At 71.7% G+C, this 17,273-nt stretch carries 14 protein-coding genes; 10 read left to right on the forward strand and 4 right to left on the reverse strand.

The annotated features are described in order from the left end of the window. Nucleotides 1-77: 77 nt before the first annotated feature. Complete coding sequence (gene mmpA, locus ACFW9Z_RS11835; RefSeq protein WP_384638121.1) at nucleotides 78-221, forward strand: morphogenic membrane protein MmpA; 144 nt, start codon at nucleotides 78-80, stop codon at nucleotides 219-221. Between the two features lie 24 nt (nucleotides 222-245). On the opposite strand, the gene ACFW9Z_RS11840 is transcribed toward mmpA, so the two are convergent. Then, entirely contained in the window at nucleotides 246-1,436 is a 1,191-nt protein-coding gene (locus ACFW9Z_RS11840; protein WP_384638125.1) for a saccharopine dehydrogenase family protein, read from the reverse strand. A gap of 248 nt (nucleotides 1,437-1,684) precedes the next feature. Between ACFW9Z_RS11840 and ACFW9Z_RS11845 the strand changes: the two genes are divergently transcribed. From ACFW9Z_RS11845 to ACFW9Z_RS11860, 4 genes are all read left to right on the forward strand, one after another. After that, a complete protein-coding gene (locus ACFW9Z_RS11845) occupies nucleotides 1,685-2,860 on the forward strand; it encodes a CaiB/BaiF CoA transferase family protein (protein WP_384638128.1) in 1,176 nt (391 codons plus the stop codon). 8 nt (nucleotides 2,861-2,868) lie between these two features. Continuing rightward, entirely contained in the window at nucleotides 2,869-4,011 is a 1,143-nt protein-coding gene (locus ACFW9Z_RS11850) for an acyl-CoA dehydrogenase family protein (protein ID WP_384638131.1), read from the forward strand. Between the two features lie 51 nt (nucleotides 4,012-4,062). Then, nucleotides 4,063-5,277 carry an acetyl-CoA C-acetyltransferase gene (locus ACFW9Z_RS11855; RefSeq protein ID WP_384638134.1) on the forward strand — a complete coding sequence of 405 codons (1,215 nt, stop codon included), beginning with the start codon at nucleotides 4,063-4,065 and terminating at the stop codon, nucleotides 5,275-5,277. A gap of 214 nt (nucleotides 5,278-5,491) precedes the next feature. Continuing rightward, on the forward strand, nucleotides 5,492-7,669 hold the full coding sequence (locus tag ACFW9Z_RS11860; protein WP_384638137.1) for a 3-hydroxyacyl-CoA dehydrogenase NAD-binding domain-containing protein: 2,178 nt from the start codon (nucleotides 5,492-5,494) through the stop codon (nucleotides 7,667-7,669). Between the two features lie 24 nt (nucleotides 7,670-7,693). Here the strand turns inward: ACFW9Z_RS11860 and ACFW9Z_RS11865 are convergent, their stop codons facing one another. After that, nucleotides 7,694-8,425 (reverse strand): MerR family transcriptional regulator, encoded by a 732-nt coding sequence (locus ACFW9Z_RS11865; RefSeq protein WP_384638140.1) that lies wholly within the window; start codon nucleotides 8,423-8,425, stop codon nucleotides 7,694-7,696. Nucleotides 8,426-8,555: 130 nt separating this feature from the next. On the opposite strand from ACFW9Z_RS11865, the gene ACFW9Z_RS11870 reads away from it, so the two are divergent. From ACFW9Z_RS11870 to ACFW9Z_RS11880, 3 genes are all read left to right on the forward strand, one after another. Beyond that, entirely contained in the window at nucleotides 8,556-9,053 is a 498-nt protein-coding gene (locus tag ACFW9Z_RS11870) for a pyridoxal-phosphate dependent enzyme (protein WP_384638143.1), read from the forward strand. Then, complete coding sequence (locus tag ACFW9Z_RS11875; RefSeq protein ID WP_384638146.1) at nucleotides 8,935-9,651, forward strand: pyridoxal-phosphate dependent enzyme; 717 nt, start codon at nucleotides 8,935-8,937, stop codon at nucleotides 9,649-9,651. Before ACFW9Z_RS11870 ends, ACFW9Z_RS11875 begins: the two co-directional genes overlap by 119 nt. A 152-nt stretch (nucleotides 9,652-9,803) precedes the next feature. Next, a complete protein-coding gene (locus ACFW9Z_RS11880) occupies nucleotides 9,804-10,721 on the forward strand; it encodes an oxygenase MpaB family protein (RefSeq protein WP_384638149.1) in 918 nt (305 codons plus the stop codon). A gap of 76 nt (nucleotides 10,722-10,797) precedes the next feature. On the opposite strand, the gene ACFW9Z_RS11885 is transcribed toward ACFW9Z_RS11880, so the two are convergent. After that, a complete protein-coding gene (locus ACFW9Z_RS11885) occupies nucleotides 10,798-12,363 on the reverse strand; it encodes a M1 family metallopeptidase (protein ID WP_384638152.1) in 1,566 nt (521 codons plus the stop codon). Between the two features lie 315 nt (nucleotides 12,364-12,678). On the opposite strand from ACFW9Z_RS11885, the gene ACFW9Z_RS11890 reads away from it, so the two are divergent. Next, a complete protein-coding gene (locus ACFW9Z_RS11890) occupies nucleotides 12,679-14,064 on the forward strand; it encodes a M14 family metallocarboxypeptidase (RefSeq protein ID WP_384638155.1) in 1,386 nt (461 codons plus the stop codon). 73 nt (nucleotides 14,065-14,137) lie between these two features. Next, the gene (locus ACFW9Z_RS11895; protein ID WP_384638158.1) at nucleotides 14,138-15,883 is read left to right on the forward strand and encodes a BCCT family transporter; all 1,746 of its coding nucleotides are present in this window, start codon (nucleotides 14,138-14,140) and stop codon (nucleotides 15,881-15,883) included. Nucleotides 15,884-16,097: 214 nt separating this feature from the next. Here ACFW9Z_RS11895 and ACFW9Z_RS11900 read toward each other — a convergent pair whose 3' ends face one another. After that, the gene (locus ACFW9Z_RS11900; RefSeq protein WP_384638161.1) at nucleotides 16,098-17,033 is read right to left on the reverse strand and encodes an FAD-dependent oxidoreductase; all 936 of its coding nucleotides are present in this window, start codon (nucleotides 17,031-17,033) and stop codon (nucleotides 16,098-16,100) included. Between the last annotated feature and the right edge of the window lie 240 nt (nucleotides 17,034-17,273).

Below are 17,273 nucleotides of genomic sequence, written 5' to 3' on the forward strand. Positions count from 1 at the left end.
GCGGCCGCCGCGTACCGGTGGCCGACTGAGTATCCGTACGGATGGCGTAAACCGATCTTGCTGGGCAGTCTGAATATATGAACACCTCTCGCGCAGCCGTCCGCCCCGCGCCCCTCGACCCCGCCCAGCGACGCGTCGCGCTCGGCATGGCCCTCGGCGGGGTCGTCGGCCTCGTCTGGCTGGGCGCGATCCTCTACACGCTGGTCAGCTGGATCTTCTAGCCCGGACCTGTCGGCGGGGGCCTTTCACCGCACCGCCGCCACCCGGAAGCGCAGTCCCGCCGCCGTCAGGCGTTCCAGCAGCGCGTCGCCCATCGCCGTCGCCGTGGTGACCTGGCCGGAGGTCTCCGGGAGCTTGTCCAGTGCGAGGCACAGGGCCGACTCGGCGAGGATCTTGGCCGTCTCCTCGTAGCCCGGATCGCCGCCCGACACCTCGGTGAAGACCCGTCGGCCGCCGCCCTCCCCGACGAAGCGGATGGTGAACCAGCTCCGCCTGCGGCGCTCCGCGTCCGGCCCCTGCCCCGCCTCGTACCGCCCCATCAGCCACTCCCGTACGCCTTCGATCTGCGCGGCCGCCACCAGCGCACCGATGGCCGCCGGGCCGCCGAGGGCCATCGGCAGGGTCTTGACCGAGGCGAAGTGGCGGTAGCGGAAGTCGGGGCCGTACCGCTCCAGCGCCCGCGCCGAGCGGCCCACGATCGCCGGGTCCACGGTCGGCAGCGGCAGCGCCCAGGTGCGGGTGGCCCCGTTGAAGTGCGGGGCGCCCGCCGGGGTGCGGACCCGGCGGCCCACCTGGCGCGGCTCGTGCAGGCGCCGCTCCTTGGCGGCGAGCAGCGTCTGCGGGCCGCGTCCGATGGCGGTGAGCGCCGAGGCGAACGTACCGCCGGAGAACATCGCGTTGCTGCGGACGAAGCCGTCGACGGTCAGGGGCACGCCCTCCGGCAGCTGCCGGACCGTGAAGTACGCCCCCAGGTCGTGCGGTACGGAGTCGAAGCCGCAGGCGTGCACGATCCGGGCCCCCGTCTCCCGGGCCCGTGCGTCGTGGCGCACATATGTCCGGTCGATGAACTCCGCCTCGCCGGTGAGGTCCAGATAGTCCGTCCCGGCCTCGGCGCAGGCGGCGACGAGCTTCTCCCCGTACAGGATGTAGGGCCCCACGGTCGTGGCCACCACCCGTGCGGAGGCGGCCAGTTCGCGCAGCCCGTCCTCGTCCTCCGCGTCGGCCTCCAGCAACGGCAGCTCCGCGCAGCCCGGTTCGATCGCCGTCAGCCGCTCGCGCAGCCGCTCCAGCTTGGTACGGCTGCGGCCGGCCAGCCCCCAGCGCAGCCCCTCGGGGGCGTGCGCGGCCAGATACTCGGCCGTGAGCACCCCCACGAAGCCGGTGGCACCGAAAAGGACGAGGTCCAGGGGGCGTGCCGCCCCGTTCTGGCTGTTCACGAGTACCTCCGGGCGCGGGGGACGGGTGGAGACGTGGCAGGCAGGCTAGCGGAGGGGCGCGGACGGCGTGCGGCCGGGCGTGGGCAGAGGTGGGGACAGAGGTGGGGGCGGTGGCGTGGGCAGAGGTGTGGGCGTGGTCGCGTGGACGGTCCGGCGGGGATGCGGGAGGATCGCGATCGAGGGAAAGAACTAAGCGCTTGCTCGGCCCAGGGGGTTGTGCCGAGCGGGGCGCGTTCTTAGCATCGTTGATGTTACATCGGTTGTGTCACACCCCTGGGGGCTCACGGATGGCAAGGACCGGGCAGCACGGCCCACTGACAGGAGTCCGTGTCGTCGAGCTGGCGGGGATCGGCCCCGGACCGTTCGCTGCGATGCTGCTGGCGGACCTCGGCGCCGATGTCGTACGCGTGGACCGGCCCGGCGGAACCGCGCTCGGCATCGACCCCGCGTACGACCTCACCAACCGCAACAAGCGCTCCGTCCTCGTCGACCTCAAGAGCGAGGGCGGCGCCGAACGGGTCCTGGAGCTGGCCGGACGCGCCGACATCCTGATCGAGGGGTACCGCCCCGGCGTCGCCGAACGGCTCGGCGTCGGACCGGACGCCTGCCTCGCCCGCAACCCGCAGCTGGTCTACGGGCGGATGACCGGCTGGGGCCAGGACGGGCCGCTGGCCGAGCGGGCCGGGCACGATGTCGCGTACCTCGCGCTCACCGGCACCCTCTCCATGATCGGCAAGCCGGACGAACCGCCCGTGGTCCCGGCCAACCTGGTCGGGGACTACGCGGGCGGCTCGCTCTACCTCGTCGTCGGGGTCCTCGCCGCCCTCCAGCACGCCCGCACCCCCGGCGGCGCGGGCCAGGTGGTGGACGCGGCGATCGTCGACGGCGCCGCCCACCTCGCCACGATGATCCACGGCATGCTGGCCGCCGGAAGCTGGCAGGACCGGCGCGGCGCCAACCTGCTGGACGGCGGCTGCCCCTTCTACGGCACCTACGCCACCTCCGACGGCGGCCATATGGCGGTCGGCCCGCTGGAGCGGCAGTTCTACGCCGAGTTCATCGGCCTCCTCGGCCTGGCCGACGCCTTCCCCGCCCAGTGGGACCTCGCCCGCTGGGACGAGCTGCGCGCCGCCGTGACCGAGCGCTTCGCGACCCGTACGCGTGCGGAGTGGACCGAGGTGTTCGAGGGCACCGACGCCTGTGTGGCCCCCGTGCTCTCGCTCCGCGAAGCCCCGCACCACCCGCACCTCGCCGCCCGCTCCACCTACGTCGAGCACAGCGGCATCACCCAGCCCGCCCCCGCCCCGCGCTTCTCCGCCACCCCCGTCTCCGTCCGCGGCGGCCCCGCACGGCCGGGCGCCGACACGGAGGCGGTCGCCGCCGACTGGGACGTACCGGGGCTCCGGCCCACCTCACACGACTAGGAGACCCCGTGCAACGCACCATCTTCACCGAGGAGCACGACGCGTTCCGCGAGACCGTCCGGGCCTTCCTGGCCAAGGAGGTGCTTCCGTACTACGAGCAGTGGGAGCAGGACGGCATCGTCTCGCGTGACGCCTGGCTCGCCGCCGGGCGCGCCGGGCTGCTCGGCCTCGCCGTCCCCGAGGAGTACGGGGGCGGCGGCTCCGCCGACTTCCGCTACAGCGCCGTCCTGGCCGAGGAGTTCACCCGCGCCGGGGCGCCCGGCCTCGCGATCGGCCTGCACAACGACATCATCGGCCCCTACCTCACCGGCCTCGCCACCGAGGAGCAGAAGCGGCGCTGGCTGCCCGGGTTCTGCTCCGGCGAGACCATCACCGCCATCGCCATGACGGAGCCGGGTGCCGGATCGGACCTCCAGGCGATCCGCACCACCGCCGAGGACAAGGGCGACCACTGGCTGCTCAACGGCTCCAAGACCTTCATCTCCAACGGCATCCTGGCCGACCTGGTGATCGTCGTCGCCAAGACCACGCCGGACGGCGGGGCGAAGGGGCTCTCGCTGATCGTCGTCGAGCGCGGGGCCGAGGGCTTCGAGCGGGGCCGCAACCTCGACAAGATCGGCCAGAAGTCCCAGGACACCGCCGAACTGTTCTTCAACGACGTCCGCGTCCCCAAGGAGAACCTTCTCGGCGAACTCGACGGCGCGTTCATCCACTTGATGACCAACCTGGCCCAGGAGCGCATGGGCATAGCGGTCGCCGGGATCGCCGCCGCCGAACACCTGCTGGAGATCACCACCCAGTACGTCAAGGAGCGCGAGGCCTTCGGGCGCCCGCTCTCCAAGCTCCAGCACATCCGCTTCGAGATCGCGGAGATGGCCACCGAGTGCGCCGTCACCCGGACCTTCCTGGACCGGTGCATCGTCGACCACTCCGACGGGACGCTGGACGCGGTGCACGCCTCCATGGCCAAGTGGTGGGCCACCGAACTCCAGAAGCGCGTCGCCGACCGCTGCCTCCAACTCCACGGCGGCTACGGCTACATGAGCGAGTACAAGGTCGCCAAGGCGTTCACCGACGGCCGTATCCAGACCATCTACGGCGGCACCACCGAGATCATGAAGGAGATCATCGGCCGCTCGCTGCTCGCCTGAGCCCTCCCGGCTCCCCTCGTTCTTCACCACCACCCCCGAAAGGCAGCTGTCTTGAGTACCGAAGCATTCGTCTACGACGCGATCCGCACCCCGCGCGGCCGGGGCAAGGCCAACGGCGCCCTGCACGGCACGAAGCCGATCGACCTGGTCGTCGGCCTCATCCACGAGATCCAGGGCCGCTTCCCGGACCTGGACCCGGCCGCCATCGATGACATCGTCCTCGGTGTGGTCAGCCCGCTCGGCGACCAGGGCTCCGACATCGCCCGGATCGCCGCCATCGCCGCCGGGCTCCCCGACTCCGTGGCCGGGGTCCAGGAGAACCGCTTCTGTGCCTCGGGCCTGGAGGCCGTCAACCTGGCCGCCGCGAAGGTCCGTTCGGGGTGGGAGGACCTGGTGCTCGCCGGGGGCGTCGAGTCGATGTCCCGGGTGCCGATGGGCTCCGACGGCGGGGCCTGGGCGATGGACCCGATGACCAGCTTCGAGACCGGCTTCGCCCCGCAGGGCATCGGCGCCGACCTCATCGCCACCATCGAGGGGTTCAGCCGCCGCGACGTCGACGAGTACGCCGCCCTCTCCCAGGAGCGCGCCGCCGCGGCCTGGAAGGACGGCCGGTTCGACCGCTCCGTCGTCCCCGTCAAGGACCGCAACGGCCTGCTGGTCCTGGACCACGACGAGCACCTGCGCCCCGGCACCACCGCCGACTCCCTCGCCGGTCTGAAGCCCTCCTTCGCCGCCATCGGCGACCTGGGCGGCTTCGACGCGGTGGCGCTCCAGAAGTACCACTGGGTCGAGAAGATCGACCACGTCCACCACGCGGGCAACTCCTCCGGCATCGTCGACGGCGCTGCCCTCGTCGCCATCGGCTCGAAGGAGGTCGGGGAGCGCTACGGCCTCACCCCGCGCGCCCGGATCGTCTCCGCGGCCGTCTCCGGCTCCGAGCCCACCATCATGCTCACCGGCCCCGCCCCCGCCACCCGCAAGGCGCTCGCCAAGGCCGGGCTCACCATCGACGACATCGACCTGGTCGAGATCAACGAGGCCTTCGCCGGGGTCGTCCTGCGCTTCGTCAAGGACATGGGCCTGAGCCTGGACAAGGTCAACGTCAACGGCGGCGCCATCGCGCTCGGCCACCCCCTCGGTGCGACCGGCGCGATGATCCTCGGCACGGTCATCGACGAACTGGAGCGCCGCGACCAGCGGTTCGGCCTGGTCACCCTCTGCGTCGGCGGCGGCATGGGCGTCGCGACCATCGTCGAACGCATCTGACTTCCAGGGCCTGTCGTCAAACTGCCGCCTGCCGCGCGACGCCTGGCACGCACGCTCGCGGCGTTGCCGAAATGCCCTGGTAGCTCCGCTACAAGACCATTCCAGCGCCTTGCGATCGCACGCACCAGACGCCGCGCGGCCGCCCTCCGGGCGACGACGGCAGTTTGACGACAGGCCCTGGCCGGCCCCACCTGCTTACGGAGAGAACACCGACATGACGACCGAGAGCACCACCATCCGCTGGGAACAGGACGAGACCGGCGTCGTCACCCTCGTCCTCGACGACCCCAACCAGTCCGCGAACACGATGAACCAGGCCTTCAAGGACTCCATCGCGGCCATCGCGGACCGCGCCGAGGCCGAGAAGGACTCCATCCGCGGCATCATCTACACCTCCGCCAAGAAGACCTTCTTCGCGGGCGGCGACCTCAAGGACATGATCAAGGTCGGCCCCGAGAACGCCCAGGCCGCCTTCGACACCGGCACTGAGATCAAGCGCTCGCTGCGCCGTATCGAAACCCTCGGCAAGCCTGTCGTCGCCGCCATCAACGGGGCGGCCCTCGGCGGCGGTTACGAGATCGCGCTCGCCTCCCACCACCGCGTCGCCCTCGACGCCCCCGGCTCCCGCATCGGCCTCCCCGAGGTCACCCTCGGCCTGCTCCCGGCGGGCGGCGGCGTCACCCGTACCGTACGCCTCATGGGCATCGCGGACGCCCTGCTCAAGGTGCTCCTCCAGGGCACCCAGTACACCCCGCAGCGCGCGCTGGAGAACGGCCTCGTCCACGAAGTCGCCGCCACGCGCGAGGAGATGATCGAGAAGGCCCGCGCCTTCATCGACGCGAACCCCGAGTCCCAGCAGCCCTGGGACGTCAAGGGCTACCGCATCCCCGGCGGCACCCCCTCCAACCCCAAGTTCGCCGCCAACCTCCCTGCCTTCCCGGCCAACTTGAAGAAGCAGATCGCGGGCGCGCCCATGCCCGCGCCCCGCAACATCCTCGCGGCGGCCGTCGAGGGCTCCCAGGTCGACTTCGAGACGGCCCTGACCATCGAGGCCCGGTACTTCACCGAGCTGGTCACCGGGCAGGTCTCCAAGAACATGATCCAGGCGTTCTTCTTCGACCTCCAGGCCGTCAACTCCGGTGCCAACCGCCCCAAGGACATCCCCGAGCGCCCGGTCCGCAAGGTCGCCGTGCTCGGCGCCGGGATGATGGGCGCGGGCATCGCCTACTCCTGTGCCAAGGCCGGGATCGACGTCGTCCTGAAGGACGTCTCCACCGAGGCGGCCGCCAAGGGCAAGGCGTACAGCGAGAAGCTGCTCGCCAAGGCGCTCTCCCGGGGCCGTACGACGGAGGCCAAGCGCGACGAGCTGCTGGCCCGGATCACCCCGACCGGCGACGCGGCCGACCTCGCGGGCTGTGACGCGGTGATCGAGGCCGTCTTCGAGGACACCGCGCTCAAGCACAAGGTGTTCCAGGAGATCCAGGACGTCATCGAGCCCGACGCGCTGCTCTGCTCCAACACCTCCACCCTCCCCATCACGGTCCTCGCCGAGGGAGTGTCCCGCCCGGCCGACTTCATCGGCCTGCACTTCTTCTCACCGGTCGACAAGATGCCCCTGGTCGAGATCATCAAGGGCGAGCGGACCGGTGACGAGACGCTGGCCCGCGCCTTCGACCTCGTACGACGCATCAAGAAGACGCCGATCGTCGTCAACGACTCGCGCGGCTTCTTCACCTCGCGCGTCATCGGCCAGTTCATCAACGAGGGCGTGGCGATGGTCGGCGAGGGCGTCGAGCCCGCCTCGGTCGAGCAGGCCGCCGCCCAGTCCGGCTACCCGGCCAAGGTGCTCTCCCTGATGGACGAGCTGACCCTGACCCTGCCCCGTAAGATCCGCAACGAGACCAAGCGGGCGGTGGAGGAGGCGGGCGGCACCTGGCCCGGCCACCCCTCGGACGAGGTTATCGACCGGATGGTCGACGAGTTCGGGCGCCCCGGCCGCAGCGGGGGAGCGGGCTTCTACGAGTACGACGAGGAGGGCAGGCGCACCGGTCTCTGGCCGGGCCTGCGCGAGCACTTCACCACCAAGGCCGACGCGGACGTCCCCTTCGAGGACATGAAGGAGCGGATGCTCTTCTCCGAGGCCCTGGACAGCGTCCGCTGCCTGGAGGAGAACGTCCTGATCTCCGTGGCGGACGCCAACATCGGCTCCATCATGGGTATCGGCTTCCCGCCGTGGACCGGCGGTGTCCTCCAGTACATCAACGGGTACGAGGGCGGCCTGCCCGGATTCGTCGCCCGCGCCCGGGAGTTGGCCGAGCGCTACGGCGACCGGTTCCTGCCGCCCGCGCTGCTGGTGGAGAAGGCGGAGAAGGGCGAGACGTTCCACGACTGAGGCCGTTCCGGAGCGCGTTGACCGTCACTCGGCGGTGAACGCGCTCCGCAGCTCCTCCTTCAGCGAGCGCTGAAAAGCCGTCACCAGAGCCTGCACCACAATGGGTTGCATGTGAGCGGAGAGCGACTTCATCGCCGCCACATGCTCCGGATCGCCCTCCCGCTCCCGGTACGGGTTCCACACCTCGTCCCGGAAGAGCCGGGTCATCTCCTGCGCGGCCGACCGCGTGTGCTCCAGCAGCACGGTCCGGGCGGCGAGGATCGTCTCGTGCGCGATCGGCACGTCCAGCAGCTCCACCCCCAGCCGCAGCAACCCGAGATCCACCCGGTAGGCCGTGTCATCCCCCTCCGGCCGCACCAGCACCCCCATCGCCGCCAGCCGATCCACATCCGGCTCGCCGAGCGCCCGCCCCGCCCGCTTCTCCAGCTCGGCCCGCGTCAGGTCCTCCGCCGTGTCCGGCGCCCAGGACGCCACCAGCGCCCGGTGGATCGCGAGATCGTGGGCGCTCAGGTCCGGCGGCAACTGCTCCAGATAGCGTTCGATCGCGGCGAGCGTCATGCCCTGGTGCTGAAGCTCCTCGATCAGCGCGAGCCGCGAGAGGTGGTCGGCCCCGTAGTGCCCGACCCGGCGCGGCCCGATGACCGGCGGCGGCAGCAGACCCCGGGTGCTGTAGAACCGCACGGTACGCACGGTGACCCCGGCGCGCGCCGCCAGCTCGTCCACCGTGAGCGTGGGCTCGTCGGTCCCCGTCGCCATCTCTGCTCCCCGTAGTCGAACGCCCGTATCGGACAGTGCCGCTGTCTCACCACTACTGTGAAAGTCTCCGCCACCGAAGGCACGCCGTCCACCCCGGCCGCGTTCGAACCGGTGGGAGTAGGGTCCGGCCATGACTCAGGAGCACCCTCATGTGTGGGCCGCCGAGGCGATTCGACGGGTCGGGGCGAGTGGCCCGCAGACGCCGACGCCTCTGCGCCGGCTTCCGCTTCCGGCACTCGCGGACATCGAGGTCTACTTGAAGGACGAGTCCGCGCACCCCACCGGCAGCATGAAGTACCGCTTGGTGCGGGCCATGTTCCGCGAGGCGATCGCCGGCGGCGCCATCGGGCCCGGCACACCGGTGATCGCGGCTACGAGCGGAGCGGTCGCCACCGCCGGAGCGCACTTCGCGAGCCTGCTGGGCCTGGACTTCACAGCCGTCGTACCGGCCAGGACCCCCGGGGAAGCCCTGGCCGGGATCGAGAGGGCGGGCGGGCGGGCGGTGGCAGGTGGCGGAGCAGCCGCCGGCCGCGGTGCAGGAGGAGGCGAGGGCGTTGGCCGAGCGGCTCGGTGGCCACTTCCTCGACCATTTCACCGACGCGGAGCGGGCGACGGCCGTGTGGGGTGAACCGACGGTTGCCGACGAGATCTTCGTTCAGCTGAGCCAGGAGCCGTACCCGATTCCGGAGTGGATCGTCACCGGCGCCGGGACAGGAGCGACCTCTGCGGCGGTCGGACGCCACCTGCGGCGACACGGCCATCCGACTCGGCTGGCCGTGGTGGATCCCGAGAACTCCGCCTATTTTCCCGCGTGGGCGAGCGGGTGCGGCGACTACGCCACGGGGATGCCCTCGCGGATACCCGGCATCGGCCGTCCGCGAACCGAACCCGGTTTCCTGCCGACGGTGATAGACCTGATGATTCCGGTACCGGACGCGGCGTCCGTCGCGGCTCTGCGGTGGCTCCGTACGGCTGCCGGGATCGAAGCCGGACCGGCGACCGGCACCAACTTCTGGGGGGTGTGCCACCTGGTGGCACGGATGCGCGAAGCAGGGGTGCGGGGCAGCATCGTCACCCTCATCGGCGACACCGCCGATCCGTACCTGAACACCCATCTCAGCCCGTCCTGGGTCCGTGCGCGGGGACTCGACCCCACACCGTACGAGGCCGACATCGAGCGTTTCGTCCGCACCGGGGAGTGGCCGGCCGGGAAGGGGCCCGTGTGATGCCCGGGCATGCGCAGCTCCGCTGATCACCACGGCACCGGCCCTGCGGCCGCCCCGGAGGCCCGCCCCTCCGCTCCTCCCGCACGCGAGGGATCATGGAGGGACGGGACGGGCAGCGCACGGCAGGCCCGCCGGGACCTCGGGAGCAGCGGATGAGCAGCGCGAAGGACGTGGAGGAGCCTCTGCCGCCTCCGCCCGGTGGCGTTCTGTGGAGTCTGTCGGGCGACCTCCGGGCCCTGCTCATGCTGCCCGCCGCCCTCACCCTCCAGGTCGCCCACCCGGCCGTCGGCGCGGGCGTCGACGAGCACTCCGTCTTCCGTACCGACCCCTGGGGGCGCGGCGAACGCTCCCTGCGCTCGCTCCAGCTCTGGGTGTACGGCGGCCCCGAGGCGGCCGAGGAGGGGCGCAGGCTGCGCCGGCTCCACCGGACCATCCAGGGCACCGACACCCGGGGCCGCGCCTACCACGCGCTGACGCCCGCCAACTACGCCTGGGTGCACGCCACCGGCTTCCCGGTCTACCGGCACGCGGCGCGTTATCTGATCCGGCCGATGAGCCCGGCCCAGGAACGTGCCCTGTACGGGGAGTGGCTCCAGGTCGGCCGGATCCTCGGCATCCACGACCGGGACATGCCGCAGACGATCGAGGAGTTCTGGCCGTACTGGGAGAAGATGCTCGCCGGGGAGATCGAGGCGACCCCGGTCGTACGCGAACTGGTCGACGTCGACCAGCCCGTACCACCGCCGGACCGTGGCCCCTGGCCGCTGCGCATGGTCCTGCGGGCCCTGTGGCCGGTGCTGCTGCCGCCGCTGGCCCGCGGCCGCCGGTTCGTCACCATCGGGCTCATGCCGCCGGACGCCCGCGCGGCGATCGGGCTGCCGTGGACGGCGGCGGAGGAGCAGCGGCTGCGGCGGCTCTGCGCGGTGCTGCGGGTCGTCGTCCCCGTACTCCCGGAACGGCTCCGCTACCTGCCGAGGGCACGGGCGGCCCGGGCCGCGCACGCCGCACGGGAAGCCCGCGCCGCACGGCGGTCGGCTGTGCGGGGGGCCGGCCGCAGTCGGAGCGGCTGAGCACGCCACCGGGGCCCCACGGAACGGCTGGACCTCGCCGCTCCGAGGGGCCCCGGCGTACCCCCGAACCGCAGGGTCAGCGGTGGCTGTGCCCTTCGTGGCCATGGCCGTGACCGTGGCCGCGACCCTCATCCCCGTGGTCGTGGATCGTGTTCGTCGCCGCGATCTTCTTCCACGACGCCGGCCGCTCCGGCTTGACCGCAGCCCGGGACGACAGCGCGCCCTTCGCGATCCCCGCCGAGGCCGCCGCCGGGAGCGCCGGGCGCTTCGGCTGGTACAGCCAGGTGTCGAACAGCGCGGCCAGCGGCTTGCCCGAGACCCGCTCCGCGTACCGCAGGAAGTCGCCCACGGTCGCGTTGGAGTGCGCCTTCTCCGTCGGCCAGCCCTTCAGCAGGGCGAAGAACGTCTCGTCACCGACCTCGTTGCGCAGCGCCTGGAGCGCCAGCGCGCCCCGGTCGTAGACGGCGATGTCGAACTGCTTGTCGGGACCCGGGTCGCCCGGCTTCACCTTCCAGAACGGGTCGTCCGCCGGGCGCTGGGCGTAGGTGTAGTCGGCCAGCTCCTGCGCGGTGCCCTCGCCCTCCTTCTCCGACCAGAGCCACTGGCTGTAGCGGGCGAAGCCCTCGTTGATCCAGATGTCCTTCCAGCCGTCGACCGAGACGCTGTTGCCGTACCACTGGTGCGCGATCTCATGGACGACGACCGAGACGTTGGCGCCGTTCGCGAACTGCCGGGGGCTGTAGAAGGGCCGCGTCTGGGTCTCCAGGGCGAAACCGCTCGTCACATTGGGTACGTAGCCGCCCAGCGCGTTGAACGGGTAGGGGCCGAAGACCTCGGTCAGCCACTCGGCGACCTCGGTGGTCCGCTCGACGCTGGCCCGTGCGGCACCGGCGTTGGCGCCGAGGTCCTTGCTGTACGCGTTCAGCACCGGCAGGCCGTCCGCCGTCGTGTCCGTCGTGATGTCGAACTTCCCGACCGCGAGCGTCGAGAGGTACGTGGCCTGCGGCTTGTCGGAGCGCCAGTTGAAGCGGGTCCAGCCGAGCTTCGAACTCTGCGAGACGAGCACCCCGTTGCTGATCGCCTGCGTGCCGTCGGGGACGGAGACCGAGATGTCGTACGTGGCCTTGTCCAGCGGGTGGTCGTTGCTCGGGTACCACCACACCGCCGACTCCGGCTCCTGGGCGGCGACGCCGCCGTCCGGGGTGCGGGCCCAGGCGGTCCAGCCGTTGATCTTCAGCTCGGAGGGCTTCCCGGCGTACCGGACGACCACGGAGACGTCCTTGCCCTTGGCCAGGCGGTCCGCCGGGGTCACCTCCAGCTCCTGGTCGCCGCTCTTGGCGAAGCCCGCCTTCTTGCCGTTGACCCGCACCTCGGAGACGGCGAGCCCGAAGTCGAGGTTGAAGCGGGTCAGCTCCTGCGTGGTGGTGGCGAGGATCGTCGCCGTGCCCTCCAGCAGGTCGGTCCTCGGCTCGTACTTCAGCCGCAGGTCGTAGTGGGAGACGTCGTAGCCACCGTTTCCGCTGGCCGGGTAGTAGGGGTCGCCGATGCCCGGGGCGCCCACGGTGCCGGTGGAGGCCGATGCCGGGATCGCCAGCAGAAGGGTGGCCGCCAGTGCGCTGGGGACGATGAATCTGCGGTGCACGCATGCTCCAAATCGTCGTGACGGTCCGACCGGGCGGAGGATGGCCCGCCGGGCCGGGAGCCGGACGGAGGATGTCCCCGCCCGGTCGGTGAACCGGGCGGGGGGTGGTTCCGACCGGCTCGATACGAGGCTAAGCAGCCCCGGGGGCAGGACGGCCGATTCCGGGCATCCCTGTCACACGATCGCCATGCCCTCGTCACGACTGGTAGTGATCGCCCCCTGTTGCCCAGGAGTTGACCGGGGTAACGTCCGCAACGCCGACAGACCGGCGGGCATCGCGGTGTCCGCAGTTCGCACCCCGGGAGGCAGCCGCTGATGACCCCTCGCATCACCCGCGCGCTCCGTATGCTCAGCCCGCATCCATGGCTCGGACCGGCCACGGGACCCGGCCGCCCGCCGTCCGGCGCGCCCCGCCGGGGCCCGGCGGTCCTGCGCCGGGGCGCCGCCGCGGCCGTACTCGCCGCGCTGGCCGCCCCCTTCGCGATCGCACCCGCCGAGGCCGCGCCCCACCCGCCGCGCACCGGGTTCGAGACCAGCCACGGGGCGCGCTGGACCGGGCTGGGGGAAGAGCAGGCGTTCCTCGGAGCGGTCGACCGGGCGAGCGACCGGATCGCCGTCGACCGGATCGGGACCACCAAGGAGGGCCGCCCCCTCCAGCTCGTACGCATCGGAAAGCAGCGCCCCGCCGCCACCACCGTCCTCCTGGTGTGCAGTCAGCACGGCGACGAACCCGCCGGGCGCGAGGCCTGTCTGACCACGCTGCGCGACCTGGCCTTCGCCCAGGACCGGGCCACCCGCGCCTTCCTCTCCCGTACGACGGTGCTGGTGCTGCCCACCGCCAACCCGGACGGGCGCGCCGCCGACACCCGGGGCAACGCCGACGGCGTCGACATCAACCGGGACCACATCGCCCTGAAGACCGCGGAGGGCCGGGCGATCGCGGCCGTCGTGCGCGACGAACGGCCCGATGTCATCTACGACTTGCACGAGTACGGGGCCACGCCCCCGTACTACGACAAGGACCTCTTCGTCCTGTGGCCCCGCAACCTGAACGTGACGCCCCGCGTCCACGACGTCTCCCGGACCCTCTCGGAGCGGTACGTACGGCCCGCCGCGACCGAGGGCGGCTACAGCAGCGGTCACTACGGCATCTGGACCGACCCGGTGACCGGCGACCCGATCAAGCAGACGGCCGGTGACGGCCAGGAGCGCATCCTGCGCAACGCCTCTGGCCTCAAGCACGCGGTCGGCCTGCTCATCGAGTCGCGGACCGACGCCCTGAGCGAGGCGGAGAAGGCCGACCGGGCGCTCAACCAGCGCCGCAGGGTCGACTCCCAGCGGACCGCGCTCGGCGGGCTCTTCGCCTTCACCGAGGAGCAGCGGGCGCGTATCCGGGCGGCCACCGCGCTCTCGCGGCTGACCGGGTTCGCGGACCGGGGCCCCGTCTACCTGGGCGGCGCCGACAACGACCCGGCCGGGCCCGACGAGATCCTCACCGACCCGCCGTGCGGCTACCGGCTGGACGCGGCCCAGTACGCCGGGGTGAAGGACACCCTCGCCCTGCACGGCGTCCGCTCCCACCAGGACGGATCTGGCGCATTTGTGCCCCTCCGTCAGTCGGCCAGGAACCTGATTCCGCTCCTTCTCGACCAGCGGGCGACATATTCCATCACCCAGGGGCAGGCAAATACCGCTTGTTGATCCTTCGAGATCACTGGCTGGTGTGGTACTGCCTACAAAGAGTGTTTTTCGGACTCGGTGAAAGGTGCCATTTGTGTCCCAGGACGACCAGTCAGCGGAGGGCCGGGAGGAGCTGTCGGTCACGGCGGACCTTCCCCCCGAACCGGTCAGCACCCGGGCCCCGACCACCGACCGGGTGGTGTTCGGCGTCACGGCGGTCCTCACCCTCGCCTTCGTCATCTGGGGCGCGACCGCCACCGGGTCGCTGGAGACCGCGTCCGGCAAGCTGCTCAACGGGCTGATCCACAACGGCGGCTGGGCCTTCATGCTCGCCGCTTCGGGCTTCGTCATCTTCGCCCTGTGGCTGGCCATCAGCCGGTACGGGAAGATCTCCCTCGGCCAGGAGGGCGAGCAGCCGGAGTTCCGGACCATCTCCTGGGTCGCGATGATGTTCAGCGCCGGTATGGGCATCGGGCTGATGTTCTGGGGCGTGAGCGAACCCCTGGCCCACTACCGCACCCCGCCGCCGGGCACCGACCCCGCCGACGCGGCGGCGGCCATGCAGACGGCGATGGCCACCACCCTCTTCCACTGGACGCTCCACCCCTGGGCCATCTACGCGGTGGTCGGGCTCGCCATCGCGTACAGCGCGTACCGGATGCGCAGGCGGCAGACGATCAGTGCGGTGTTCGAGCCGCTGATCGGCAAGCGCCACGCCCGCGGGGGTACCGGACGCGTCATCGACATCCTCGCCATCTTCGCGACCCTCTTCGGCTCGGCGGCCTCGCTGGGCCTCGGCGCGCTCCAGATCGGCAGCGGCATCCAGGAGCTGGAGTGGCTGGCCAAGGCCGGCACCGGCCTCCTCGTCGCCATCATCGCCGTACTGACGGCCGGCTTCGTCGCGTCCGCCGTCTCCGGTGTGGAGAAGGGCATCCAGTGGCTCTCCAACATCAACATGGTGCTGGCCCTGCTCCTGGTCCTCTTCGTCTTCATCGTCGGCCCCACGATCTTCGTGCTCGACCTGATCCCCACCTCGCTGGGCGCCTACATCAGCGACCTCGGCCAGCTCGCCGGACGCACCGAGGCGACCGGCGGCGGTGAGGTGGCCGACTGGCTCGGCGGCTGGACCGTCTTCTACTGGGCCTGGTGGATCTCCTGGACGCCCTTCGTCGGCATGTTCATCGCCCGGATCAGCCGGGGCCGTACGATCCGCCAGTTCGTCGGCGGCGTCATCCTGGTACCCAGCACGGTCAGCCTGATCTGGTTCGCCGTCTTCGGCGGTACGGCCATGAAGCTGGACGAGGCGGGCAAGCTCACCGGCGCCGACACCCCCGAGGCCCAGCTCTTCGGTGTCCTCCAGGAGTACCCGATCGCCACCGTGACGAGCATCCTGGTGATGATCCTCGTCGGCATCTTCTTCGTCTCCGGCGCCGACGCCGCCTCGATCGTCATGGGCACGCTCTCGCAGAAGGGCGTCCTGGAACCGAGCAAGTGGGTCGTCATCTTCTGGGGTGTCGTGACCGGGGCGGTGGCCGCGATCATGCTGCTCATCGGTGACGGCAAGGAGAACGCGCTGGAAGGGCTCCAGAACCTCACCATCCTGGTCGCCGCGCCCTTCGTCGTCGTGATGGTCGGCATGTGCGTGGCCCTGATGCGGGACCTGCGCCGGGACCCGCAGATCGTCCGACAGGAGTTCGGCGTGGAGGCGGTCGAGTCCGCGGTGATCGAGGGGCACGCCAAGTACGACGGCGACTTCGAGATCCGTATCGGCCCCGGTACGGCCGTCACCACGGACGAACGCCACAAGGAGGAGCGGATCGAGAAGCGCCCCGAGAGCTGAGTCCGGGGGTCAGGCGGGGCGGTGGCCGCCCCGCCTGACGGCCCCCCGTACGACGGCATCCCACGCGGGGGTGTCGACGGCATCCGTACGGCGGTGTCGACGGCACCCGCGCGGCGGTGTCCAGAGTGGAGGCATCGACGGCATCCCGCGCGGCGGTCCTGACGGCACCCCGCCTGACGGCACCCCGCGCGGAGGGATCCAGTGCGGCGGCGGCTCAGCCCACCAGGGCGGCCGCCGCCCGCGCGCAGCCCCAGGCCACGGTCACGCCCGCACCGCCGTGCCCGTAGTTGTGCACCAGCAGACCGCCGCCCGGCAGCTCCTCCACTCCGATCCGCACCCCGCCCTCCCGCACCGGCCGCAGCCCCACCCGGTGCCCCAGCACCCGGGCGCTCGCGATCTCCGGCCGGACCTGCGCGCACCGCGCCACGATCTCCCGCGCCGTCCCCGGATCGGGCTCCCGGCGCTCGTCGTCCGCCTCGGCCGTACCGCCCAGCACCAGACCGGCCGGCTGCGGGAAGAAGTACGTGGTCGCGGCCGACGCCGAGTCCGCCTCGGTGAACCACTCCGCGATCCCCGGGTTCTCCACCACGACCAACTGCCCCCGGACCGCCCGCACCCCTGTGTCCGGCACCAGCTCGCGCGCCCCGAGCCCCGTGCAGTTCACCACCACCGGGGCCTGCTCCGCCGCCTCCCCGAACCCCGCCACATCCCGCCGCTCCACCGCACCGCCCGCCGTCACCAGCCGCCGCTCCAGCCACGCCAGGTGCACCGGCATGTCCAGCAGCGGCAGCACCACCCGCAGCCCCTCGGCCACCTCCACGGCGCCCTTCAGCTCCGCGGCCCACGGCCCCAGCGCCGCGAACCGCTCACCGGAGTGCACCCCCGCCACCAGCCGTACGCCGGTCTCCTCGGGCCCGGCCGCTGCCAGCTCCTCGTACACGGCAAGCGTCTCCAGCGACCAGGCGCCCACCCGCTCGGCCGGCTCGATCCGGTACGGCCACCACAGCGCCCCCGCCACCGCCGAGGTCGTCGCTCCGGCCGGATCACGCGACCAGACCCGCACCCGCAGCCCGCGCTCCGCCAGCGTCACGGCGGTGGTGAGGCCGATGACCCCGCCGCCCACCACGATCACATCCGCCTTCACGGCCACTTCCGCCACTGTGCCGACCGTCCTCTCGCCGCGCGTCCGTCGCTCCGGTGCGCGTCCGTCGCTGAACGGACGCTAACGGAAGCCGGAATCCTGAGGCCAGGGCGGGGGCGGGCGCGGGCCGGACTCGGGGCCGGGCGCGGAGGCGGACGCGGGGACGGGTTCGAAGAGTTGAGGCAGGCTCGTTGACAGTTGTTGGCGGCGGCGGGATTCTGAGAGCGCTCTCAGAATCCAGGTGATGTA

The organism is Streptomyces sp. NPDC059452 (assembly GCF_042750035.1).
Taxonomy (GTDB): domain Bacteria; phylum Actinomycetota; class Actinomycetes; order Streptomycetales; family Streptomycetaceae; genus Streptomyces.

Bases quoted from the DNA above. Each gene is read 5' to 3' on its own strand.
- mmpA (WP_384638121.1), top strand. From the start codon at position 78: ATGAACACCTCTCGCGCAGCCGTCCGCCCCGCGCCCCTCGACCCCGCC.
- ACFW9Z_RS11845 (WP_384638128.1), top strand. From the start codon at position 1,685: ATGTTACATCGGTTGTGTCACACCCCTGGGGGCTCACGGATGGCAAGG.
- ACFW9Z_RS11860 (WP_384638137.1), top strand. From the start codon at position 5,492: ATGACGACCGAGAGCACCACCATCCGCTGGGAACAGGACGAGACCGGC.
- ACFW9Z_RS11865 (WP_384638140.1), bottom strand. From the start codon at position 8,425: ATGGCGACGGGGACCGACGAGCCCACGCTCACGGTGGACGAGCTGGCG.
- ACFW9Z_RS11870 (WP_384638143.1), top strand. From the start codon at position 8,556: ATGACTCAGGAGCACCCTCATGTGTGGGCCGCCGAGGCGATTCGACGG.
- ACFW9Z_RS11880 (WP_384638149.1), top strand. From the start codon at position 9,804: ATGAGCAGCGCGAAGGACGTGGAGGAGCCTCTGCCGCCTCCGCCCGGT.
- ACFW9Z_RS11890 (WP_384638155.1), top strand. From the start codon at position 12,679: ATGACCCCTCGCATCACCCGCGCGCTCCGTATGCTCAGCCCGCATCCA.